This is a genomic window from Shewanella sp. SNU WT4 (genome assembly GCF_006494715.1).
In the GTDB taxonomy this organism is placed as follows: Bacteria; Pseudomonadota; Gammaproteobacteria; order Enterobacterales; family Shewanellaceae; genus Shewanella.
This window is the reverse complement of the sequence record NZ_CP041151.1, coordinates 3,367,791-3,390,219: the sequence shown is the minus strand read 5'-3', so window position 1 is coordinate 3,390,219 and position 22,429 is coordinate 3,367,791. Positions and strand designations below refer to the sequence as shown.

General features: G+C 44.6%; 25 protein-coding genes. 13 read left to right on the top strand and 12 right to left on the bottom strand.

Annotated features, from left to right (window positions below; translation table 11 throughout):
- Positions 1 to 3: 3 nt before the first annotated feature.
- Positions 4 to 1,068, bottom strand: a complete 1,065-nt coding sequence (mutY, locus tag FJQ87_RS15295) for an A/G-specific adenine glycosylase (protein ID WP_140933350.1) — start codon at positions 1,066 to 1,068, stop codon at positions 4 to 6.
- Positions 1,069 to 1,330: 262 nt separating this feature from the next.
- On the opposite strand from mutY, the gene trmB reads away from it, so the two are divergent.
- The 5 genes from trmB (at position 1,331) to FJQ87_RS15270 (ending at position 5,445) form a co-directional block, all read left to right on the top strand.
- On the top strand, positions 1,331 to 2,047 hold the full coding sequence (trmB, locus tag FJQ87_RS15290; protein WP_140933349.1) for a tRNA (guanosine(46)-N7)-methyltransferase TrmB: 717 nt from the start codon (positions 1,331 to 1,333) through the stop codon (positions 2,045 to 2,047).
- Positions 2,048 to 2,148: 101 nt separating this feature from the next.
- Positions 2,149 to 2,475, top strand: a complete 327-nt coding sequence (locus tag FJQ87_RS15285) for a 50S ribosome-binding protein YggL (RefSeq protein WP_140933348.1) — start codon at positions 2,149 to 2,151, stop codon at positions 2,473 to 2,475.
- Positions 2,475 to 3,389 carry a glutaminase B gene (glsB, locus tag FJQ87_RS15280; RefSeq protein WP_140933347.1) on the top strand — a complete coding sequence of 305 codons (915 nt, stop codon included), beginning with the start codon at positions 2,475 to 2,477 and terminating at the stop codon, positions 3,387 to 3,389. Before FJQ87_RS15285 ends, glsB begins: the two co-directional genes overlap by 1 nt.
- 81 nt (positions 3,390 to 3,470) lie before the next feature.
- Positions 3,471 to 4,262 carry a DUF2884 family protein gene (locus FJQ87_RS15275; RefSeq protein WP_168195207.1) on the top strand — a complete coding sequence of 264 codons (792 nt, stop codon included), beginning with the start codon at positions 3,471 to 3,473 and terminating at the stop codon, positions 4,260 to 4,262.
- A gap of 241 nt (positions 4,263 to 4,503) precedes the next feature.
- Complete coding sequence (locus FJQ87_RS15270) at positions 4,504 to 5,445, top strand: LysR family transcriptional regulator (RefSeq protein WP_140933345.1); 942 nt, start codon at positions 4,504 to 4,506, stop codon at positions 5,443 to 5,445.
- A 459-nt stretch (positions 5,446 to 5,904) separates the two neighbouring features.
- Here the strand turns inward: FJQ87_RS15270 and hemW are convergent, their stop codons facing one another.
- From hemW to FJQ87_RS15235, 7 genes are all read right to left on the bottom strand, one after another.
- Complete coding sequence (gene hemW, locus FJQ87_RS15265) at positions 5,905 to 7,044, bottom strand: radical SAM family heme chaperone HemW (protein ID WP_140933344.1); 1,140 nt, start codon at positions 7,042 to 7,044, stop codon at positions 5,905 to 5,907.
- Complete coding sequence (gene rdgB, locus FJQ87_RS15260; protein WP_140933343.1) at positions 7,044 to 7,643, bottom strand: RdgB/HAM1 family non-canonical purine NTP pyrophosphatase; 600 nt, start codon at positions 7,641 to 7,643, stop codon at positions 7,044 to 7,046. The genes hemW and rdgB overlap by 1 nt, the downstream gene beginning before the upstream one ends.
- Before the next feature lie 88 nt (positions 7,644 to 7,731).
- Positions 7,732 to 8,172, bottom strand: a complete 441-nt coding sequence (locus FJQ87_RS15255) for a DUF4426 domain-containing protein (protein WP_140933342.1) — start codon at positions 8,170 to 8,172, stop codon at positions 7,732 to 7,734.
- Between the two features lie 97 nt (positions 8,173 to 8,269).
- Positions 8,270 to 8,569, bottom strand: a complete 300-nt coding sequence (gene yggU / locus FJQ87_RS15250) for a DUF167 family protein YggU (protein ID WP_140933341.1) — start codon at positions 8,567 to 8,569, stop codon at positions 8,270 to 8,272.
- Positions 8,570 to 8,573: 4 nt separating this feature from the next.
- Positions 8,574 to 9,122 (bottom strand): YggT family protein, encoded by a 549-nt coding sequence (locus FJQ87_RS15245; RefSeq protein WP_140933340.1) that lies wholly within the window; start codon positions 9,120 to 9,122, stop codon positions 8,574 to 8,576.
- Between the two features lie 46 nt (positions 9,123 to 9,168).
- A complete protein-coding gene (gene proC, locus FJQ87_RS15240) occupies positions 9,169 to 9,987 on the bottom strand; it encodes a pyrroline-5-carboxylate reductase (protein ID WP_140933339.1) in 819 nt (272 codons plus the stop codon).
- A 108-nt stretch (positions 9,988 to 10,095) separates the two neighbouring features.
- Entirely contained in the window at positions 10,096 to 10,800 is a 705-nt protein-coding gene (locus tag FJQ87_RS15235) for a YggS family pyridoxal phosphate-dependent enzyme (RefSeq protein WP_140933338.1), read from the bottom strand.
- A gap of 35 nt (positions 10,801 to 10,835) precedes the next feature.
- Between FJQ87_RS15235 and FJQ87_RS15230 the strand changes: the two genes are divergently transcribed.
- From FJQ87_RS15230 to hemH, 4 genes are all read left to right on the top strand, one after another.
- The gene (locus FJQ87_RS15230; protein WP_140933337.1) at positions 10,836 to 11,873 is read left to right on the top strand and encodes a type IV pilus twitching motility protein PilT; all 1,038 of its coding nucleotides are present in this window, start codon (positions 10,836 to 10,838) and stop codon (positions 11,871 to 11,873) included.
- A gap of 12 nt (positions 11,874 to 11,885) precedes the next feature.
- Positions 11,886 to 13,004, top strand: a complete 1,119-nt coding sequence (locus FJQ87_RS15225) for a PilT/PilU family type 4a pilus ATPase (protein WP_140933336.1) — start codon at positions 11,886 to 11,888, stop codon at positions 13,002 to 13,004.
- A gap of 140 nt (positions 13,005 to 13,144) precedes the next feature.
- On the top strand, positions 13,145 to 13,696 hold the full coding sequence (locus tag FJQ87_RS15220; protein WP_140933335.1) for a glutathione peroxidase: 552 nt from the start codon (positions 13,145 to 13,147) through the stop codon (positions 13,694 to 13,696).
- Positions 13,697 to 13,732: 36 nt separating this feature from the next.
- Positions 13,733 to 14,746, top strand: coding sequence for a ferrochelatase (gene hemH / locus FJQ87_RS15215; RefSeq protein WP_168195206.1), 1,014 nt, complete (start codon positions 13,733 to 13,735; stop codon positions 14,744 to 14,746).
- A 93-nt stretch (positions 14,747 to 14,839) separates the two neighbouring features.
- Here hemH and ruvX read toward each other — a convergent pair whose 3' ends face one another.
- Genes ruvX through yciH form a run of 3 tightly spaced genes read right to left on the bottom strand, consistent with a single transcriptional unit; the run spans position 14,840 to position 16,236 of the window.
- On the bottom strand, positions 14,840 to 15,256 hold the full coding sequence (gene ruvX / locus FJQ87_RS15210; RefSeq protein WP_140933334.1) for a Holliday junction resolvase RuvX: 417 nt from the start codon (positions 15,254 to 15,256) through the stop codon (positions 14,840 to 14,842).
- 56 nt (positions 15,257 to 15,312) lie between these two features.
- On the bottom strand, positions 15,313 to 15,876 hold the full coding sequence (locus FJQ87_RS15205) for a YqgE/AlgH family protein (protein WP_140933333.1): 564 nt from the start codon (positions 15,874 to 15,876) through the stop codon (positions 15,313 to 15,315).
- A gap of 30 nt (positions 15,877 to 15,906) precedes the next feature.
- Positions 15,907 to 16,236 carry a stress response translation initiation inhibitor YciH gene (gene yciH / locus FJQ87_RS15200; RefSeq protein ID WP_140934151.1) on the bottom strand — a complete coding sequence of 110 codons (330 nt, stop codon included), beginning with the start codon at positions 16,234 to 16,236 and terminating at the stop codon, positions 15,907 to 15,909.
- A gap of 291 nt (positions 16,237 to 16,527) precedes the next feature.
- Here yciH and FJQ87_RS15195 point away from each other — a divergent pair, with 291 nt between their 5' ends.
- Together FJQ87_RS15195 and FJQ87_RS15190 are read left to right on the top strand one after the other, a co-directional pair.
- Complete coding sequence (locus FJQ87_RS15195) at positions 16,528 to 17,109, top strand: DUF4136 domain-containing protein (RefSeq protein ID WP_140933332.1); 582 nt, start codon at positions 16,528 to 16,530, stop codon at positions 17,107 to 17,109.
- A gap of 396 nt (positions 17,110 to 17,505) precedes the next feature.
- Positions 17,506 to 18,330, top strand: coding sequence for a mechanosensitive ion channel domain-containing protein (locus FJQ87_RS15190; RefSeq protein ID WP_140933331.1), 825 nt, complete (start codon positions 17,506 to 17,508; stop codon positions 18,328 to 18,330).
- 63 nt (positions 18,331 to 18,393) lie between these two features.
- On the opposite strand, the gene FJQ87_RS15185 is transcribed toward FJQ87_RS15190, so the two are convergent.
- The gene (locus tag FJQ87_RS15185; RefSeq protein ID WP_140933330.1) at positions 18,394 to 19,035 is read right to left on the bottom strand and encodes a trimeric intracellular cation channel family protein; all 642 of its coding nucleotides are present in this window, start codon (positions 19,033 to 19,035) and stop codon (positions 18,394 to 18,396) included.
- Positions 19,036 to 19,246: 211 nt separating this feature from the next.
- Between FJQ87_RS15185 and ltaE the strand changes: the two genes are divergently transcribed.
- Entirely contained in the window at positions 19,247 to 20,272 is a 1,026-nt protein-coding gene (gene ltaE / locus FJQ87_RS15180; protein ID WP_140933329.1) for a low-specificity L-threonine aldolase, read from the top strand.
- A gap of 387 nt (positions 20,273 to 20,659) precedes the next feature.
- Positions 20,660 to 22,420: a SulP family inorganic anion transporter gene (locus FJQ87_RS15175; protein WP_140933328.1), complete on the top strand. Its 1,761-nt coding sequence runs from the start codon at positions 20,660 to 20,662 to the stop codon at positions 22,418 to 22,420.
- Positions 22,421 to 22,429: the final 9 nt, after the last annotated feature.

The following is a 22,429-nucleotide window of genomic DNA, read 5'->3' as shown; positions in this document are numbered from 1 at the left end:
AGGTTACTCCTTGACTAAATGGGCAGATAAAGCGGCAAGTAAGCGCTCAGTTGCGGCGGCCATTCCCACTTTATCCGGTTGTTGTATGTTATACCAAAGACACTGATTGACTTCCATTACTTGGCGCGCAATCGTGGCCTTTGGCGAAATATCTACCCACAGGGCATTAATATCTAAGTGATAGTGGCTAAAGGTATGCCTGAAATTATCCAGCGGTTGCTGCTTGGCATCGGCTAAGTCGTTATCCACTAAATACTCTTGTAGTTGTGCCTCTGAGCTAAATTCCGGAAAACACCAGAGCCCGCCCCAAATGCCTGTGGGTGGGCGCTTAACTAAGTGAGCTTCCATGCCTTGGGTCATGATCAGCATCCAAGTGGTTTTAACCGGTTGCACTTTTTTAGGTTTTTTTCCTGGATAATCGGTTTGGCGACCACTGAGCTGAGCTTGGCAGTCAATGGCTATGGGGCATTGGGCGCATAAAGGTTTACTGCGGCTACAAATATTGGCGCCCATATCCATCATGGCTTGATTGTAAGCGCTGACATCTTGGCTAGGGGTAAGCTCTTCTGTCAGTTGCCACAAGGCTTGCTCGACTTTGCTTTGCCCAGGCCAACCGTCAATGGCTTGATGGCGCGCGAGCACACGTTTAACGTTTCCATCCAAAATCGGGTGGGGCTGACCTAACGCTAAGGATAAAATGGCGCCTGCTGTGGAGCGGCCAATACCTGGCAGGGCTATCACTTGATTGATATCGGTCGGAAAAATACCCGCATAGTCATCGCGCACAATTTTGGCTGTTTTATGTAAATTGCGGGCGCGGGCGTAATAGCCAAGGCCGGTCCAGTGATGCAGAACTTCATCTTCTGGGGCGTTAGCTAAATCGATGATATCTGGGTAGCTTTGCATAAATGCTTGATAGTATGGGATCACAGTGGCTACTTGGGTTTGCTGCAACATGATCTCTGAAATCCATACCCGATAAGGCGTTTTTTGTTGCTGCCAAGGCAAGTGTTTGCGACCGTGGAGCTGATACCAGTTCACGATACGTTCGCTAAAGCTAATGGTCATAGAAAGCTATAATAGGGTCTGTATTGGCGGCAGTGTAACCACAGCGTAACGGGCGAACAAGTTAAACTCGGGTCTTATTGCCTTAAAAGCCATATCAGCAAACTAGGTATTATCTGGTGGCGACAGGTTACTAAAAGGTCATTCCTTGTGGCTAAAGCGTTAATCTTTGCTGCCAACACATGATAGTGCTTGCGCTGGCAAGCTAACTTTGGATAATGCCTTTCTTTTGATTTTCACAACTAGGCACGCATTCGGGGCAATAATGAGCGAAGTAACCACAGCAGAGTTTAGCGATAACGGTAAGTATCTGCGTAAAATCAGAAGCTTTGTATTAAGAGAAGGCCGTTTAACTAAGGGTCAAGAGCAGGCACTGGAAACTCAGTGGCCGACTATGGGCTTAGATTACACCCCAACTTCTTTAGATCTAGCTGCTGCATTTGGCCGCGAAGCCGATGTTGTGTTAGAAATTGGTTTTGGTATGGGCGCGTCTTTAGTGCAAATGGCTAAAGCGGCACCAGAATTAAACTATATCGGTATTGAAGTTCATAAGCCGGGCGTTGGCGCATGTTTAGGGGACGCCGCTAAAGAAGGCGTGACTAACTTACGTGTTTTCCACCATGATGCGGTAGAAGTGTTAGAGAACTCTATTGCTGATGGCTCTTTGAGCCGTGTGCAATTGTTCTTCCCAGATCCTTGGCACAAAGCCCGTCACCACAAGCGCCGTATCGTGCAGCCTGAATTTGTGCAGTTATTACGTCGTAAATTAAAAATTGGCGGTGTGTTCCATATGGCTACCGATTGGGAAAACTACGCCGAGCATATGCTGGAAGTGATGTCAGCGGCTGAAGGTTATGCTAACCAGTCAAACAGCAATGATTATGTTGAGCGTCCAGATCACCGTCCATTAACTAAGTTTGAGGCTCGCGGCCATCGCTTAGGTCATGGCGTGTGGGATTTGATGTTTGAGCGCACAGTTTAATTAATCTCAGTTAACTATGCTTGCCTCTTAGCTGGCTAAGGGGCATACATGAATGCTGCAGATTTTTCGGTTTTATTTTATTCATCCTTAGGAGAGTGACCATGGCCACAAATAGAAGTCGTCGTTTACGTAAAAAACTCAGAATTGATGAATTCCAAGAACTGGGTTTTGATGTTCATTGGACTTTTAATGACGATGTCAGTGAAGATGCTATCGATGCGACGTTAGACAAGTTCATTGAACAAGTGATTGAGCCAAGAAACTTAGGTTTCCATGGCGGCGGCCACCGTGGTTGGGAAGGCGTAATTGCAACCCAAAACGTGGGCAAGTGTAGCGATGAAGATCGCGCAGCCGTAACTGAGTTTTGGAAAAACCAAGCTGTTACCAATGTTGAAGTGACTGAACTTTACGATATTTGGTGGGGCTAATGCCTGATAAGGCACAGTTAGAAGCCTTGATTGAGCAAGTAAGACCTTTGCTTAATCAAGGTAAAGTCGCCAACTATATTCCGGCGTTAGCTCAGGTTGATCCCAATAAAATCGGGATCGCGGTAACTATGGCGGACGGCACCACTATTGGTGCCGGCGACTATTTAGAACCTTTCTCCGCTCAAAGCATTTCCAAAGTATTCAGCTTAACCTTAGCTATGGGCTTGTACGATGACGATGAAATTTGGTCGCGCGTCGGTAAAGAACCCTCAGGCCACTCGTTTAACTCTTTAGTGCAAGTCGAGCTTGAGCGCGGCATACCGCGAAATCCCTTTATCAATGCTGGCGCTTTGGTCATTGCCGATTTATTGCAAGGGCGCTTAAGTGCACCGAAACAGCGCATGCTGGAACTGGTGCGTGATTTAAGCGGTAACCTACAAATTGCTTATGACAAAGAAGTTGCACGCTCTGAATATGAGCACAGTGCCCGCAATGCTGCCATTGCATTTTTGATGAAGTCCTTTGGTAATTTTCATCAAGATGTTGATACTGTGCTGCGCAGTTATTTTCATTATTGCGCTTTGCGTATGAGCTGCGCCGATTTATCCCGTTCAATGTTTTATTTAGCTAATCGCGGCGTAACCTTATCGGGGCGCAAGTTAGTCTCTTCAGTGCAAACCCGTCAGTTAAATGCTTTATTAGCGACCTCAGGTTTATATGATGGCGCGGGTGAATTTGCCTATCGCGTAGGTATGCCGGGTAAAAGCGGCGTTGGCGGCGGCATAATTGCGGTGATCCCTGGGGATTTATCCGTATGCGTGTGGTCACCGGCACTTGATGACAATGGTAATTCGCTGGTGGGCACCGCACTACTGGAAGCGCTAAGCCAAGAATTAGGGCGCTCTATTTTTTAGCGCCACTTAGCCATGCTATTGTGGTGCTTGTGCTTAATGTTTTGGCTCAATTTCTATGCCCTGTCTTTTTATCAAGGAATCATGATGACTCTACCGTCTGTGTTGTCCCATTTGTCCAAAGGATTGGCGGCGAGTGTATTGCTGCTATCTATTTCTACTCAGGCTCAAGCGACGAGTCCCTGCAATATTGATATGAATTATGATATCGATATGACGCCTACTAAGCTGACATTTACCCAGCAAGGTAAAGAGAGCTATCGCATTGATAATCAGCGGCTGTTTATTAATAACGAACAGATACGTTTAACTGCCCAGCAGCAAGCAAGCTTAAACAGTTATGCGCAGGCCATGCGTAAGCAAGTGCCGCAAGTCGTGACTCTTGCCAATGATGCCGTAGTGCTAGTGTCAGGTGCCTTAAATGAATCATTAACTCCCTTGTTAGGCCCGCAAAGTCAGCCACAAATAGATAAGCTGTCGCAATCATTAGCTGACAAGGTAAAAACCATCGCCGTAAAAAATGGCGATAGCTATCACTTAGGTGGCGATCGCGCTCAAGGCAATGAAACCTTAGAGCAAGCGCTCACCAATGAAGTGCAGCAGCTAATACAAAATGCCATGGGAACTGTGATGTTATCTATGGGCGGGCAGATAATGATGATGGAAGGCGATAGTTTCGATCAAAAAATGCTAGCTTTTGGCGCTAAGATGCAAAAAGAAGCGCAGCAAATTGAAACTCGGGTGAAAACCAATGCGCAGCAATTAAAGCAGCAAGCCAATGCTATGTGCGCCCAATTGCCAGAGCTTAAACAATTGCAGCAACAGCTTTGGCAACAAGTACCTGAATTAGCTCAAGTGCCCGTTCCGCTGAAATAAACGGCAATTGTTACCATTAAATCGTTTGTCAGGCATTTCCCAGCATTAGCTGGGATTTTTTTGCCTGTGTGCCAGATTAATATTTGTTATAATATCGAAAACAAAAAAACTGAACTCTAAATTCAGTACGATACGACCAAATTTAGCGGCTGTTTGCATCTTACCAAGATGGCATTTTTTAAGGTGAATTGCAGATAGTTTTAACTTAACGATATTTTGTTTCCCGTTTAAGGCGACTTTCATGCTAGAACTGTTAGAACCCATAGCTATCTTTACCCACGTAGCTCGAGCCGGAAGTTTTAGTGCTGCAGCCCGCCGTCTAGGTATTTCTAAATCTAAAGTAAGTACCCAAGTTGCTGATCTGGAACATAAGCTAGGTGTGCAACTTATTCAACGTACAACGCGCAGCTTAAGCTTAACTGAAGCTGGTCATTTACTGTATGAACAAGGTGAAGAGTTATTGCGTGATGCCGATCAGGCTATTGCCAGTGTTCATAATCTTAATGATGCTACCCGCGGATTGCTAAAAGTCGGCATCTCGCAATCATTTGGTGCTATGCATATTATTCCGGCCTTGCCTGAATTTATGAGCCGCCATCCTGAATTAGAATTACAAATTACTCTTTTAGATCATAAGGTTGATGTAGTCAGTGAAGGCTTGGACTTACTGTTAACTATGTCAGAGCAATTGCCCTTAGGCATGGTGGCGCGGCCATTAATGAAGTCACAATTTATGCTGGTGGCGTCTCCCGGTTATATCGCCCGCCACGGCATGCTGGAGCGCCCTGAACAACTGGTTGAGCATAACTGCTTGGTTTATCAAGGTGAGTGGCATGAACACAGCACTTGGCAATTCCGTAAAGGTGATGATTACTGCGAAATTGGGGTGACGGGTAACTTCCGGGTTGATAACGCTCCGGCACTTAAATCTGCGGCCGTTAGCGGCTTAGGTATAGTGTATTTAGCCAGTTACTTACTTGAAGGCGAAATTGAGAAGGGTACCTTAGTGCCTATGCTAAGAGATTGGCAATTGACTCATCATTTACCTTTGCAGGCGGTTTATCCAAGACGTAAGCATTTAGCCCCTAAGGTCAGCGCTTTTATTGAATTCATTAAAGAGCAAATTGGTACTCCGCCTTATTGGGACGTGCCATACGCGGCTTTATATGGCGAGCGTAAATAGGGTTTAGTGACCCAAGATTAACGGCGGTTAATCTTGGGCAAAAGCTTTGTTACAATTAAGAACCGGATAGCCTTAGCCAAGGATGATGATTTTCCGTACACTTCTTCTATAGGATTGTTGCCTATATTTGAAACTGAATTCCTTTGCAGGATAGTCATCACCCAACCTAACCATTTTCAGTTTATCCCCGTGGATCACGGGGATTTTTTTTGCCTTCATTTTACTTAACTTCAGTCTGCGGCATGATATTGCTTGGAATTAGCTGGTTAAGATGTTTGTCATTTTACGAATAAACGGGCAACGAAAGGCTGATAGAGATAGATGAAGTGGTTGCGCAAAAAAGGCTAACTCTGCAATGCCAAGTTAGCCTTTTTATTCACTAAGGGGTTAATCAATACTGTTAGTTACGGGACTCTTGATTAAAGATTAAGTAAACACCGAACTCTTGATCACTGAGCCTTAATCACAAAATTGGGAGAGTAAGTCGTTAACAAACATCTGGCCGCGCTCGGTCAGTTGCCACGCATCACCTAAATCTGTGATTAAGCCGCGCTGCGCGCCTTTAGTCATGCCAGGTATCAGTAAGTCGCTGCTAAGGCCGGTGCGCTCTTCAAATTCACGCTTAGGCATAGGGCTTAATAGTCGCAAGCGATTCATTAAATACTCAAGCGGTCTATCTTCTTCAAGCACATCTGTGACTTCATAGCGAACATCAAGAGCAGCTAAGTATCCTTTGGGATGCTTAATCTTGACCGTTCTAAAAATGCGATTATCACTGGGCACAGTAATTTTGCCATGACTGCCGCAACCTATACCTAGGTAGTCACCAAATTGCCAATAATTTAGGTTATGTTGACATTGATAACCAGGCTTGGCATAGGCCGAGATTTCATACTGCACATAACCTAATTCAGTTAATAACTTATTGCCTTGCTCATAGATTTGCCATAAGGCTTCATCATCGGGCAAAGTTGGCGGTTTAGAGTAAAACAAGGTGCTAGGTTCAATGGTTAATTGATACCAAGATAAGTGCGGCGGCATTAATGCGCCTGCTTGAGTAATATCATCCATGGCTTGCTGCAAGCTTTGCTCGGGCAAGCCATGCATCAAGTCAAGATTAAAGCTATTAAAGCCTGCGCCGCGCGCTGAAATGGCCGCATTAATCGCTTCATCTTTACCATGAATTCGACCAAGAGCTTTAAGCTTTTGGCTATCAAAGCTTTGAACACCCATGGATAAGCGAGTAATACCGGCGGCGCGATAGGCTTTGAGATCGTCATGCTCTAAGGTGCCGGGATTGGCTTCCATAGTGATTTCAATATCAGGCGCAAACGCAATGCGCGCTTCAACACCTGTCAGTAACCTAGCAATTTGCTCGGCACTAAATAACGATGGCGTGCCACCACCAATAAAGATGCTGCTAAGTGCGCGTCCTTGGGCATAAGCTAAGTCGGCGTCCAGATCGTTAAGCAAGGCATCGACATATTCTTGTTGCGGTAACTCACCATGTTGACCATGGGAGTTAAAATCGCAATAGGGGCATTTTTGCACGCACCAAGGAATATGGATATAAAGGCTCAGGGGTGGCAAGGCTAGCATTAAAGGACACCTTTCTCTTGCATGGCCGCAATCAGCATTTGTAATGCTTTACCGCGATGGCTTAAGCGATTTTTATCGTCACTACTGATTTGCGCCGCGCTTTGGCCTGCAGTTTCTGCTGGAATAAATACTGGGTCATAACCATGGCCGTTATCACCTAAGCGCTGATTACTAATCACGCCTTCCCAGCTAGCTTGGCAAATAATCGGGGTTGGGTCTTTATGGTGACGCATATAGACTAAAACACACTGAAAACAAGCGCTAGGCTGGCTGTGGTTTTCTAAGGTTGCTAATAGCTTAGTGACATTGTCTGCATCCGTGGCGTTTTCACCAGCAAAGCGCGCTGAATAAATGCCAGGCGCGCCATCAAGCACATCAACCTCAAGACCAGAGTCATCGGCAATGGCAGCATGACCTGTGATTTGCGCCGCGTGACGGGCCTTAATAATGGCATTTTCCACAAAGGTGGTGCCAGTTTCAGCGACTTCAGTTACTTCAAATTGGCTTTGCGGCAACATATTGACGCCAAATGGGGCGAGCATTTGCTCGAATTCGGCTAATTTACCTTTGTTGCCACTGGCTAATACTATGTGTTTCATGAGAGTTCCTTGGCTGGGCTAATGGGGCGACATGATACGCATCCCAGTGAGCCCAAGCAAGGTGACTGCACAGCTCAAGGTGTTGAGCTTAGTCGGTATAGAATTGTTGCTTGAATTTAACGACAGTATTGAGTTGTTTGCCGTACTTAATCGCTATCTGAAAGTTGATTTCTTGATTATCGCGATAAGGCACTTCGGCTAGATAATAGATGGCATCGCCTTCTTTAATTTCTTGAAATTTAAGCGTCATGCGGGCATCAAGTAAGTTATTAGCAATGCCTGTAATTTCAACCGGTACGGCGGGAGAGCCCGCTTTGCTGGTATCTAGCACCGAAATATTGAGCACCCCGATATAGCGACTGCGCTGAATATTATTGGCCTTGGCGATGGCTGGGGTTAAAAACGTACTGCTAAACGCCGAATAATGAATTTGAAAATCTCCAACCTTTTGCTCAGTGGCGTGGGCTGGGGTAATGGTTAATCCAAGTAGTAACAGCAGCGCGGCAAAACGTGAGACTAGATGCGACATGATGACAACCTAGTGGCGGGTGAGCATAGTCACCGAATTGAGATGGTATTAATTATAAGAGCCTCACGGGTATGAGGCTACAAATTTTCGATAAGTGTTAACTTGTTGGTAAAAGTTCTGCCACTTGCGCGGGAATATTTTTAGGATGATGTATAAGCACTTGTTTATGGCGGCCTAATTGCCCTTTAATAATATCCACTTCGCCTTTGGCGACTTTAAATAACTTAGCTAAATACTTAGTCAGATGCGCATTGGCTTTACCATCAATCGGTGGGGCTGTGATGGCGATTTTAATTTCATCACCATGCATCCCCACCCAAGCATCTCTACTGGCTTTCGGCTGAATATATACCCGAATCAATAAGTCCTGCTGCTGCCAATGAATTGCTGCTGACACTGACTTACACCACAGCCCAAAATGGTATGTATTGGGCTAACAAGATATTAAGGAAGTTAAGGCCAATAATCAGCACCATCACAGATAAGTCTAAGCCGCCAATCGGTGGGATAACGCGGCGAATTGGGCTTAAAATCGGATCGGTTAATTGGCTAAACACTTGAATAATTGGGTTATAGCCTTGTTGGAACCAGCTTAAAATGGCGCGCAGTAACAGCATCCAGAATAATAAAACGCCTGCTTGTTTAACCACAGACACTAAAGCGTAGATAAAGATGGTTAGTACATTAATTGCGCCGCCCGCAATCAGGCTTAAAAGCACAACTTTGACCATAACCACAGCAATGGCTAGCACTAAGGAAGCGGTATCTAACGCGCCAATGGAAGGTAATACTCGGCGCATAGGCGAAACAATCGGGTGAGTTGCTTTTACTACAAACTGGCTAAATGGGTTATAGAAGTCTGCTTTAGCAAATTGCAGCCAAATACGTAAAATCACCACCATTAGATAGAGATCAAACAGGGTACTTATCAAAAAAGTCATTGCATTCATTACTGTATTTTACCTTGTATCAATGGGATCTAGTCTGTAGTTATTATTAAAAGGTGGCCGCCATGGCATCAGCCCGCTTGATGGCATTATTCATCGCCTCATCCACCAAAGTGCGTAATCCACCTTGCTCAAAGGTGACTATGGCTTCATGGGTGGTGCCACCTTTTGAGGTCACATTTTGACGCAATTGCTGCAGCGATATATCTGGGTTGTTTTCAAGCATTGCTGCGCTGCCAAGCGCGGCTTGCTGGGCGAGCAATCTCGCTTCATCGGCATTCATACCGAGTTTAACCGCGGCATCCACCATAGCTTCAATAAATAAGAAAAAGTAAGCCGGTGAACTGCCAGCTAAGGCGATGACGAGGTTAAGCTTATCTTCGCTATCGACCCATAATACTTTACCTATGCTGCTAAGCATTTGTTCGCATAAGTCGCGCTGCGCGGCAGTGACTCCGGCGCTGGCATAAAGGCCTGTCATGCCTAAACCAATTTGACTTGGGGTATTAGGCATAGCGCGAATTAAGGCTAAAGGCTGCTTGCAATAGCTTGGGTATCTGTCACTTAATACGCCTGCGGCAATAGTAATGACTAGCTTGCTTGATAGGTCAATGGCCGCTAATTCAGTGCATACTTGCTGCATGATTTGCGGTTTGACGCATAGCACTATCACATTACAATCGGCAGCACTTTGAAGATTATCGGTACTTGTGAGTACGCCAAAATCCTGAGTTAATGCGTCAAGTTTTGGCGTACTTGGATTGGTGGCCGTGATGACCTGCGGGCAATAACCATGGGCTATCAGGCCGCTAATGATGCTGCGAGTCATATTTCCCGCGCCGATAAAACAAATTTTGCTAGCCGACATTCAATTTCCTTACATAAGTTGCCAAAGTGTATGGCTCGCGCATTAGCTATAGTATTTGGGCTGTTTGATGCAAAAACAAGAGCAATTTTGTGCGTTTAGCTCGCAAGACTAATGGTTAGCGCCATAATCGCGCTCACCAAAAATGGCGCTGCCGATACGTACCATAGTGCTACCACAAGCAATGGCGTTATCTAAATCACCGCTCATTCCCATTGACAGGGTATCAAGTTCAGCAAAACTCTGTTTAAGCGTATCAAAGGCTTGTTTAAGCTGAGTAAATTCTTGTCGTTGTAACTCACTATCCGCAGTTGCTGTGCCTATGGCCATTAAGCCGCGCAAACGCAGCGCTGGCATATTGGCTATGGCGGTGGCTAATTGAGACAGTTCAGCAATATCCACTCCAGATTTAGTATCCTCGGCACTAATATTGACTTGAATACAGACATTAAGCGGCGCCATATCTTGAGGACGTTGATCGTTTAAGCGCTGGGCAATTTTTTCACGGCTTAAGGTATGCATCCAATCAAAATGGGTGGCGACTAAACGGCTTTTGTTAGATTGCAGTGGGCCAATAAAATGCCATTTTATATCGGGACAAGTACTTTTTAAGGCTTGAACTTTATCGACACCTTCTTGCACATAATTTTCGCCAAATTGACGTTGACCAACGTCATATGCCGCTATGATATCTGCGATAGGCTTAGTCTTACTTACAGCCAATAGACTGATTTCACAACTATTACGGCCGCAAAGCTGCGCGGCTTCAATTATCCTTTGCTGGGCGATTGCCAGTCTGTCTGCTATTGTTGTCATGATGTACTAACTTGTTTGAAGGGATATCCCGAATTATGGAAATAACCGAATTATTGGCGTTTAGTGTAAAGCATAACGCCTCAGATTTGCATTTGTCTTCTGGCGTTCCGCCAATGATCCGTGTTGATGGCGATGTAAGAAAGCTCAACGTGCCAGCGCTCGATCATCAAGGTGTGCATTCATTGGTTTACGACATTATGAATGACAAGCAGCGCAAAGACTATGAAGAGCATTTAGAAATCGACTTTTCATTTGAAGTTCCGAATCTTGCCCGTTTCAGGGTCAATGCCTTCAATCAATCTCGTGGAGCCGCCGCTGTTTTCCGTACTATTCCGAGCACCATTTTATCGCTCGAGCAGTTAGGCGCCCCTGAGATTTTTAAAAAGATTTCAAGCTTTCCCCGTGGCTTAGTGTTAGTCACCGGACCTACTGGTTCAGGTAAGAGTACCACGCTCGCCGCTATGGTCGATTATATTAACGAAAATCGACATGATCATATTTTAACAATTGAAGACCCCATTGAATTCGTGCACCCCAACAAGCAATGCTTGATTAACCAGCGCGAAGTGCATCGTCATACTCATAGCTTTAATGCGGCGCTGCGCTCAGCCCTGCGTGAAGACCCGGATGTTATTTTAGTGGGTGAGATGCGCGATCTTGAAACCATCCGCTTAGCTATGACGGCCGCAGAAACCGGTCATTTAGTGTTTGGTACCTTGCATACGACCTCAGCCGCTAAAACCATTGACCGTGTGGTTGACGTGTTTCCTGCCGGCGAGAAAGACATGGTGCGCACTATGTTGTCTGAATCCTTACAAGCCGTTATCTCGCAAACCTTGATTAAGAAAGTCGGTGGCGGCCGCGTGGCAGCTCATGAAATCATGATGGGCACTCCTGCCATTCGTAACTTAATCCGTGAGGATAAAGTGGCGCAAATGTATTCAGCCATTCAAACCGGTATGTCCCATGGCATGCAAACGCTTGAGCAGTGTTTACAGAATTTGGTGAATCGCGGCTTAATTACTCGTGAAGATGCTATGAGTAAGAGTTCGAATAAACAGGCGAGTTTCTAAGGAGCTTCACCCATGGATGTGCTTCCATTTCTTAAAATCATGGTTGAGCGCAAGGCTTCGGACTTGTTTGTGACGGCGGGTTTTCCCCCAAGCGCTAAAATCGATGGTGAATTGCAGCCGCTCGGTGAGCAAAGGCTCACGCCGGCGCAATCGTTACTGTTTGTTGAATCCTTAATGTCTGACGTGCAAAAACAAGAGTTTCACACTTCTCGCGAGTGTAACTTTGCTTTTGGGGTTAAAGATCTTGGGCGTTTTCGTGTGAGCGCTTTTTGGCAGAGAGAATCCGCTGGATGCGTTATGCGCCGCATCGAGACCAAAATTCCCGATGTTGATGATTTAAAGTTGCCACCAATCCTTAAAGATCTCGTGATGAGTAAGCGCGGCTTAATCATTATGGTGGGCGGCACAGGCACAGGTAAGTCAACGTCGCTAGCGGCACTGGTAGGCTATCGTAACGGCAATGCCCGCGGTCATATCTTAACGATTGAAGACCCGGTGGAATTTGTGCATGACCACAGGCTTAGCATAGTTACCCAGCGCGAGGTGGGCATAGATACCGACTCGTTTGAATCGGCCCTTAAAAGTTCACTGCGCCAAGCGCCCGATGTGATCTTAATTGGTGAAATTCGCACCCAAGAAACCATGGAGTTCGCCTTAGCGTTCGCTGAAACGGGTCACTTATGTATGGCAACCTTGCATGCTAACAATGCCAACCAAGCGTTAGATCGCATTATGCATTTGGTGCCTGAAAGTAAGCATCAACAGTTACTTTTTGATTTGTCATTAAATTTACGTGGTATTGTGGCGCAGCAACTGGTGCCAAAAATGGATGGCCATGGCCGAATGGCGGCCATTGAAATCTTAATTAATACGCCGCGAATCTCGTCGTTAATTCAAAAAAATGAATTACATTTGCTCAAAGAAACCATGGCTAAGTCCAATGAACAAGGCATGCAAACTTTCGACCAGGCGTTATTTCACCTTTATCAAAGCGGTGATATTAGTTATGCCGATGCCTTGCATCATGCCGATTCGCCTAATGATTTACGTTTGATGTTAAAGCTTAAAGGTAAAGATTCTGAAGGTGCCACAGTGAGTTTGATGGATAAAGTGACCTTAGATTTAGGTTAAAGCTACGGCGTTTATCCACCTAAAAACTGCTGCTGGTTCAGCAGTTTTTTTATGTGTAAATTAGTTCTATCGCCCTTTGAGTTGAGCTAAATCGCTCAATACAATAATGAACAATAACTCAGTGATTTAAAGGAACTACCATGCCAATTTTGCCATGTCGTCGCAGCTTACTGGTGAGTGCCACAGTACTGTTGTTTAGCCCTAGCGTGTTAGCGAGTGAGTGCGCTGATTATTTAAATGTCACCGTTAAAAAGCTGCATTCTGAGCAAGAGATTAATCTATGTGAACTCACTAAAGGTAAACCAGTCTTGATAGTTAATACCGCCAGTAATTGCGGCTTTACTCCACAATTTAAGCAGTTAGAAGCTGTGCACCAAGCCTATAAAGATAAAGGCTTAGTGGTGATAGGTTTCCCATCGGATGACTTTTTTCAAGAAGAAGATAAAGAAGAAGAAACCGCCAAGGTTTGCTACATCAACTATGGCGTAAGTTTTACTATGGTGGCGCCATCAAGTGTTCGTGGCAGTGATGCTAATTCAGTGTTTAGCTACTTAGCCGATAAATCGGCCTCGCCAAAATGGAACTTTTATAAATATTTAGTGAGCGCAGATGGTCAAACTGTTATCCAGTTCAATTCTCGCGTAAATCCTGATAGCCCAGAACTTACTCAAGCTATTAATTCTGTGCTTTAATACCGCCTATAAATACAAAATTCAGAAGAGGTTGTTTTGGCTAAATATTCTGGCATGTCCAAGGAACTTGGGCACCAAACAAAAAATAAAACCGGCGTGCTGTTAGTGAACTTGGGCACGCCAGATGCACCAACCCCAAAAGCAGTACGTGAATATTTAGCTGAGTTTTTATCCGACCCAAGAGTCATTGAAATTCCAAAATTGGTGTGGCAAGCGATTTTACACGGGATTATTTTGCGCACCCGCCCGGCAAAATCCGCGGCTAATTATCAGTTAGTCTGGACTGAGGCGGGCTCGCCATTGATGGATATTAGCCTGCGCCAAACCGCCAAACTTGCAAGTCTGCTTAAGAGTGAAGGCGAGGATGTCAGCGTTCATCTTGCCATGCGCTATGGTAATCCCTCAATTAGCAGCGTGATGCAAAAGATGCGTGATAGCGGCATTGATAAAATAATTGTGTTGCCGCTTTATCCACAATACGCAGCGCCAACGACTGCATCAGTGTTTGATGCTATTGCGAAGGAGATGATGCAATGGCGATATTTACCCTCGTTGCATTTTATTCATACTTATCATGACAATCCGGATTTTATCAAAGCACTGTGCGCGTCACTTAAACGCGATTTTGATGCCCATGGTAAGCCACAAAAATTAGTCTTGTCTTACCATGGCATGCCTAAACGTAATCTGGAACTTGGCGATCCTTATTACTGTTTCTGCATCAAAACCAGTCGCTTGGTCGCTGAAACTTTAGCCATGGACCCCAATGATATTTTAACGACTTTCCAATCAAGATTTGGCAAGGCAACTTGGTTACAACCTTATACCGATGCCACTATGGCGGCGTTGCCAGCTCAAGGTATTACTGATATTGCTGTGGCTTGCCCAGCGTTTAGTGCCGATTGTTTGGAAACTTTAGAAGAAATTGCTGGTGAAAACCGTGAGATATTTGAGCATGCTGGCGGCGAGAGTTTCCGTTATATCCCTTGCCTGAATGATGATGATTTACACATTGAAATGATGGCAAACTTAGTGAAACCTTACTTTTAATCGACAGTAGTCATTGCAGTTTCACTCAAACCTAACACATAAGCCAAGCATTGCTTGGCTTATTGTGTTTCGAGCTAAAGGATTGTGCTTAAATTAATAGCAACTGTCAAAATAGCTCTCAATAATCAGCACGGCAGAGACTGCATCGATTTGATCTTTGGTCAGCGCCTTGTAACCGCCAAGTTCAAATAATCTCGCTTTAGCATCGGCAGTAGTGAGGCGTTCATCTTGAGTATGAATCTTGACACCAAAGCGGCTATTGAGGCGATTAGCAAATTTTCGCGCCCGCTGCGTCATTTCTTGCTCGGTGCCATCCATATTGAGCGGCAGACCGACTACCACCAGATCGGGTTGCCACTCGGCAATGAGCTTGCCTATATCTTCCCAATTTGGAATGCCATCTGTGGCTTTTAAGGATAATAGCGGTCTTGCGGTGCCTGTAATTTGTTGGCCAATGGCAACGCCAATACTCTTAGTGCCAAAATCAAAGCCTAAAACTGTTTGTGTCATGAGTTACTTCTTGATGTAACCAGCTAAGCATTTGCTGCTTCGCTGGCATTAAATAATTAAGCGTGACCGATTTGACTCGACATTTGCCAGACGTTAAAGCCTAACGACTGCATGGCAAGCTCCCAGCGATTTTCCAATTCAGCGCTAAATAGCAATTCTGGGGTGGCAGGGACGCTAAGCCAGGAGTTTTCCGCAAGCTCATGCTCTAATTGATCTTTTGCCCAGCCGGCATAACCTAGTGCCACTAAAAATTTTTCTGGGGCCTTATCACTACCTAATGATGACAAAATATCTTTAGAGGTAGTGAGCATTAAATCGTCAGTCAACTTCTGACTAGTGGTCCAATAAAGCTGCGGGCTATGTAATACAAAGCCTTTATCTGGAGTGACGGGTCCACCAATCAGCACTTGGTTTTGCGGCGAATCGGCAAAATCTGGGATTTCGTCACTGAGTTCCATTTGTTCAACTAAGGTGCCGACATCAAGACCTGCTGGGCGATTAATGATAAGCCCCATGGCACCTGACTTATCATGCTCGCAAATATAGATAAGGCTGCGCTCAAAAATGCTGTTCTTGAGCGAAGGCATAGCGATTAATAATTGGTTTTGAAGACTTAGCATGCTATTTCCTTTATCAGGAGGTTAGGTGGCTTAGCCGCCTGCGAGTTTGACAGTATAGTGTTGTTTCTCTAGCAAGGTTTTTAGCAGCTCGCGATTATCGGTTTGGATCTCAATACAGAAATCTTTGACTGTGCCGCCGCAGCCGCATTGTTTTTTGAGCGTTTTTGCTAAAGCATCTAATGCTTTGGCATCTAAGCTGAGGCCTTTAATTATGCTCACCCCTTTGCCTTTTCTGCCTTTAGTATCACGATGAATTCTGATAATTCCATCGCCAGTTGGCGGCGCGACTACCTCAGCTTCAGGCTCAATTCGGCCCTTATCCGTGCTATAGACTAAGGTTACATTTGGATCGATACGCATATAGTGACAGCCTAAATCATCTTCAATCATGAGATTTTACCAAAATCCAGCCATAAACGGGAGTGTTGGTTTTAGGCAAATTTTTAGGTTAGCTATATGTTGTATATCCGTCAGTTCAATAATAATTAATTTAATTATTTCATTTAGCTACTGGATCTCAATGCTGTAACAACCTAACCTGTGTTGATTAAAGTATCGGCTGATTTTGCGCATAAATTTAGAGCTTTAAGCTTGTGAGCTTAGGCTCCTTAATCATAAGTGTGACAGTGTTTATTTCTTCGAGGTAGGAATATGAAAAAGCTATTTTTGGCTGTAATGGTACTGGCACTCAGTGCTTGTAGCAGTGTTAAAACCAGTTGGGACTATAATCCTGATGTAAATTTTTCGCAGTTTAAAACCTACGCTTGGGTGACATCGCCAGGTGATGATTCGCAATATCATCTTGATGGTTTAATGGATGAGCGTGTGCGTACCGCAATTAACAATGAACTGGCGGCAAAAGGGCTAACTAGCACCCCGCAAGCCAATGCTCAGTTATTAGTGAACTACCTCACTAAGGTAGATACTAAGGTCGATGTTGATACCTTTACTAATTATTATGGTTATAACCCTTATTATTCTTACTATGGTCCAAACTGGGGTTGGGGTAATCCTTGGGGGCCAGGTACCGCATCGACTCAAACTCAGGTGCGTGAATATGACGTGGGTACTTTGATTGTCGATATTATTGATCAAGCGTCTGGCAAGTTAATTTGGCGCGGTTCGTTATCAAATATTATTCGTGATAAAGATACCCCAGAACAGCGGACTCAATTTATTAATGAAGCGGTTGCTCAAATTCTCGCTAATTTCCCGCCTAAAGTGGGTTCGTAAATTTTAGCATCATCAAACAGCGGCTAAGGCCGCTGTTTTTGTTGCTGGCCATTAGCGTTGTCAGCTAGTGATTGATTATTGAGCGTTCGTGCTATTTCTCACTATTTCCATTTCGAATGTACGCTTTTCAATATGGTTACAACCTTGTATTGCTTGCGTGTCAATTGTAGTCTTATGGTTGTAAGTTTTGCGTTGAAATCCGATTGAGTGGTAGGTGTCATTATTTGCAATGAGTCCACCCAGGTTTTAATCAGCTAATACCAATAGCTATTGTTACGAGTAACTATTGTTAGTGGCTATTTCTAATAACGAATTCTTAGAATTAGTCATTAGTACTAGCGTATTTAACCCGCTTTACCATGTTTACAATTTATAACCAATAAAGAGGCATTTACTATGGATGATTGGAGTCAACTAGCCCAAGAACTACCAGGTTTGGTGGTGACTTACGGGGTTAAGATACTACTGGCGATTGTTATTTTTATCGTTGGTAAGTATGTGGCTAATGTAGCTAAAAAAATTACCTTCAAAACCTTAGAGCGGCGTAAAGTTGATAGAACGGTATCATCCTTTGTATCTAATATCGCTTGGTCAGTGGTACTAGCATTTACCGTGATTGCAGCGCTTGGCCAAATTGGCGTACAAACTGCGTCGTTAGTGGCTGTGATAGGTGCGGCGGGTTTAGCCATAGGCTTAGCTTTACAAGGCTCGTTAGCTAATTTTGCCGCTGGTGTCTTGATGGTAATATTCCGTCCTTGCCGCGTGGGTGATTATGTGGAAGCCGCAGGTGTTGCTGGCACAGTTGATGAAATTACTATTTTCTCTACTCGTTTACTGACGCCAGATAATAAAGTCGTGATAGCGCCAAACTCAGCCATGATGAATGGCACTATCACTAATTACTCGGCGATGGATAAGCGCCGTATCGATTTAGTGATTGGCGTTTCTTATGATGCTGATATCGCGGCGACTAAGAAGTTGCTCTGCGAGATTTTAGAACAATCAGATTATGTGTTAGCTGATCCTGGTTATACCGTGGGCTTAACTGCGCTGGCTAATTCATCGGTGAATTTTGTGGTGCGTCCTTGGGTAAAAACCAGTGATTATTGGCCTGCACATTTTGCGATAATGGAAACCATTAAGCTTAAGCTGGATGAAGCGGGTATTGGTATTCCGTTTCCGCAAATGGATGTTCACGTTAAGCAGTTGCCATCTAGCTAACTAATACGTTTGCTTGATAGGGTAGTAGCCGTTGCTACTACCCTATGTCATTTATCTCTGCAATTAATGATTATGTTGATCATTACCCGCTTGATAATCAAAGGTTGGAATTGACCAATGATATTTAAGTGCCAGCATACGCACACTAAAGCCAGTACTAATACAGATAATTAAGTTTATCCATTCGGGTACTGCCACTAATTTAAGCCCGACATAAAGCCCTGCGGTAAGTAGCGATATCACGGCATATAATTCTTTTCTGAAAATCAGCGGCATTTGATTACATAAAATATCGCGAATAACACCGCCAAATACACCTGTGACTAGCCCCATGACAATAGCAACCAACGGGCTATAACCTAACATTAAGGTTTTTTGAGCGCCGACAATGGAAAATACGGCAAGTCCCAGCGCATCCAGTGCTAAAAAGAAACTGGAGAGGTAGCGCATAATTGGCGCTATCATAACCGTCAGTAATGAGGCGCAGGCGATAGCTAGTAGATAATGGACATTATCAACCCATACTAGCGGGTAGTTGCCAAGTAGCATATCGCGTAAGGTGCCGCCACCAATGGCTGTTGCGCATCCTATGATGACTACGCCCACGAGATCCATCTGTTTGCGACCCGCTGCCAGCGCCCCTGTCATGGCTTCGGCTAAGATACCAATCAGCCAGAGTGCTGAAATAATTTGTGCTTCGTGCATTGGGGATTGTCGTTATTAGGAAAAGGCGGCAATTTTGCCTGATTTTGAGTGGATTTCCAAATGACAATAACTAAAGTTTTGGATTAGATTATCTAATGAATGTATTTGGTGGGTGAGTGGCTGCAATGCTTGATAATTATGCAAGTTCGTTAATTGTTCGGCGTTAATTTGACTTGGGTCTCATAATAATTTTTATAAATAAGGACAAACAATGACAACTGAGGTTTTTGATTTTAGAAGTGACACTGTCACTCAGCCGACAGCAGCTATGCGTGCTGCCATGGCTAACGCTCCAGTGGGTGATGATGTTTATGGTGATGACCCGAGCGTTAATCGCCTAGAAGCCTTAGCCGCCGAGATGTTGGGCTTTGATGCGGCGTTATTTACCTCAAGCGGTACCCAAGCTAACTTATTGGCGTTAATGGGGCATTGTGAGCGTGGCGATGAGTATATTTGTGGCCAGCATTCCCATAACTATAAATACGAAGGGGGCGGCGCTGCGGTGCTCGGTAGTATTCAGCCGCAACCATTAGAAAACTTAAGCGATGGCACCCTAGATTTGCAATCTATCATTAACGCGATTAAACCTGATGATCATCATTTTGCGCGTACTCGCTTAATCAGCTTAGAAAATACCATAGGTGGCCAAGTACTGCCGCAACAGTATTTGGCCGATGCGCAGCAATTAGCTTTCAATAACCGCCTTAAAATTCATCTTGATGGTGCGCGCCTTGCCAATGCTGCGGTTGCCAATAATTGTGATATGGCAGACATTGCTCAGTATTTTGATTCTGTTTCTGTGTGTTTATCCAAAGGCTTAGCGGCACCTGTCGGCTCCTTGTTGCTGGGGGATGAAGCCCTAATCGCTAAAGCGCGGCGCTGGCGTAAAGTGCTAGGAGGCGGCATGCGCCAAGCTGGCATATTAGCGGCAGCAGGTGAGCTTGCACTTACCACTCAAGTCAGCCGTCTAGCTCAAGATCACGACAACGCCAAGTATTTAGCTGAGCAGTTGCTATCTATTGACGAGCTCACTATCGATATGGCCAAAGTGGAAACCAATATGGTGTTTGCTGGCATTAATGGCGCGCTCAATAGTCAGATGTTAGTGACTCATTTACGTGAGCAAGGCGTGATTATTTCTGGCGGCAATTCGCTGCGCTTTGTTTTACATAAAGATATCAGTCGCCTTGGGGTTGATAAGTTAGTCAGTGGCATTAAATCCTTTTTAAGCTGCTAGCATTCTATGCCTAAAGGTTATTGCAGCCGATAAGTTCAATTCTATTGGCCCTATGCAGCGTAAAGATTATGGCTGCAACAGGGCCAATCAGCTGTAATGTGCCGCTGCTTTTTTAGCGGCACTGATCTTATGTTTTTCCTGTTCAATGTCGTTATGGCGAGCTTGTTATTAACTTAGCGTTTAGTGATGAAAGTTCGCTTTACGCCTGTTACACGAAATCGCCAATGTAAAGATTAAATATCAATTAACCTCTTGATTGATTGCGACTAATTCACCATATTTAAACTTCCTTAGATTTTATCAATAGCTAACAAAAGTTAAGCCAGTTTCAGGTTAAGTTTTTTATTTGGCGTATGCTTATTTGTAAATTTCAGCCGTGGAGTGGAAATGTTTTCAAAAGGAATTTTGGCGTGGTTTCCAGGTTTGTCCTTGATACGTGAGTATCAAAGGCAATGGTTCAAAGATGATCTGCGCGCTGGAATTTCTGTGGCGGCCGTGGCTTTACCTGTGGCCGTCGCTTATGCGCAGCTTACCGGTGTTAACCCTATGGCGGGTTTGTATTCCTGTATTTTACCTATGCTGGTTTATGCCCTGATGGGATCATCAAGGCAGCTCATCATAGGCCCAGATGCAGCCACATGCGCCGTGATTGCCGCAGTTATTGCCCCATTAGCTTCTGGTGACCCAGTTAAATACTGGCAGTTGGCCATGACCATGTCACTAATGACAGGGATATGGTGCTTGATTGCCAGTAAAGTGCGTTTAGGATTATTTGCTGACTTTTTATCGCGCCCAATTTTACTTGGGCTGCTTAATGGCGTGGCCTTAACTATTATCGTTGGCCAATTCTCTAAAATATTTGGCATTAAATTTAAGCATATTTATTTACTCGAGCGCTTAGCCTCTATTCCTAATATCTTGCATCAAATTCACTGGGCCACCATCAGTATTAGTATGCTGTGTTTTTTAAGTTTTATTTTGGTCAAACGCTTACGCCCAGACTGGCCTGCGGCCATGTTTGCTATGTCAGTAGCAGCACTTGTGGTATGGCTGTTTAACTTAGATAAGGTCGGGGTAGCAGTCGTCGGGCCATTAACTGGCGGCATCCCACAAATGCAGACCCCAAGCTTTGAGCTCGGCATGCTAAGGGAGTTAGTGTTACCCGCCTTAAACTTAGCCTTAGTGAGTTTCGTGAGTATGATGCTGACAGCAAGAAGCTTTGCTGCCAAAAATAATTATGAAGTGGACGCCGACCAAGAATTTAAGGCGCTTGGGGTGGCCAATATTGCCTCGGCCTTATCCCAAGGTTTTGCTATTAGTGGCGCGGATTCCCGCACTGCGGTTAATGATGCCAATGGCGGCCGCACCCAATTAGTGTCAGTTATTGCAGCCATCATAATTGCCATAGTTGCCTTGTTTCTTACCGCACCTTTGCAATTTATCCCGCTTGGTGCCTTGTCTGTGGTGTTAGTTATTGCCTCAATTTCGCTTATCGACCTCAAAGCCATTTGGTTGTTAAAACAAAGGGATAAAACTGCCTTTATCTTATCTGTCGTAACGTTAAGTTCAGTACTGATTATTGGGGTAATTCCTGGGATTACCCTTGCGGTATTACTCGGATTATTTCAATTTATTATGGTGGTGATGCGCCCGACCGATCAGGTATTAGGGCTAGATAGTAAGGGGGTATTACGCAGCATAGATACGTCCGATAAAGCTAAGAAAATTCCATCAGTGCTTATTTTTCGCTTTAATTCGCCTTTGACCTATTTTAATTCTGTGTATTTTAAACGCCGGATATTATTAAGAATTAAAGAGCAAGATGAGCAAGTGGAGTGCGTAATAGTTGATGCTGTCGCTTGCTTTAGTCATTTAGATTTAAGCGTCATGGCCATGCTGCAGCAGTTGCATCTTGAGCTAAAAAATAAAGGTTGCCGCTTAGTATTAGCTGGGCGTAAACGTCAACTTTTGTCTTGGTTTGATACTTCTGGCATTCCAACCGGCGATGGCTCTATCTTAGTGCGCTCAGATCTCTACTTAGCGATTCGTATGAATCAAGCTTACAAAGAGGCCTTGGCAGAAGGCGAAGCGCCGCAAATCAGTAAAGCGCAAGACCAACATACTGTGCTGGTGCACAGTATGTTGTAAGTGTAGGGA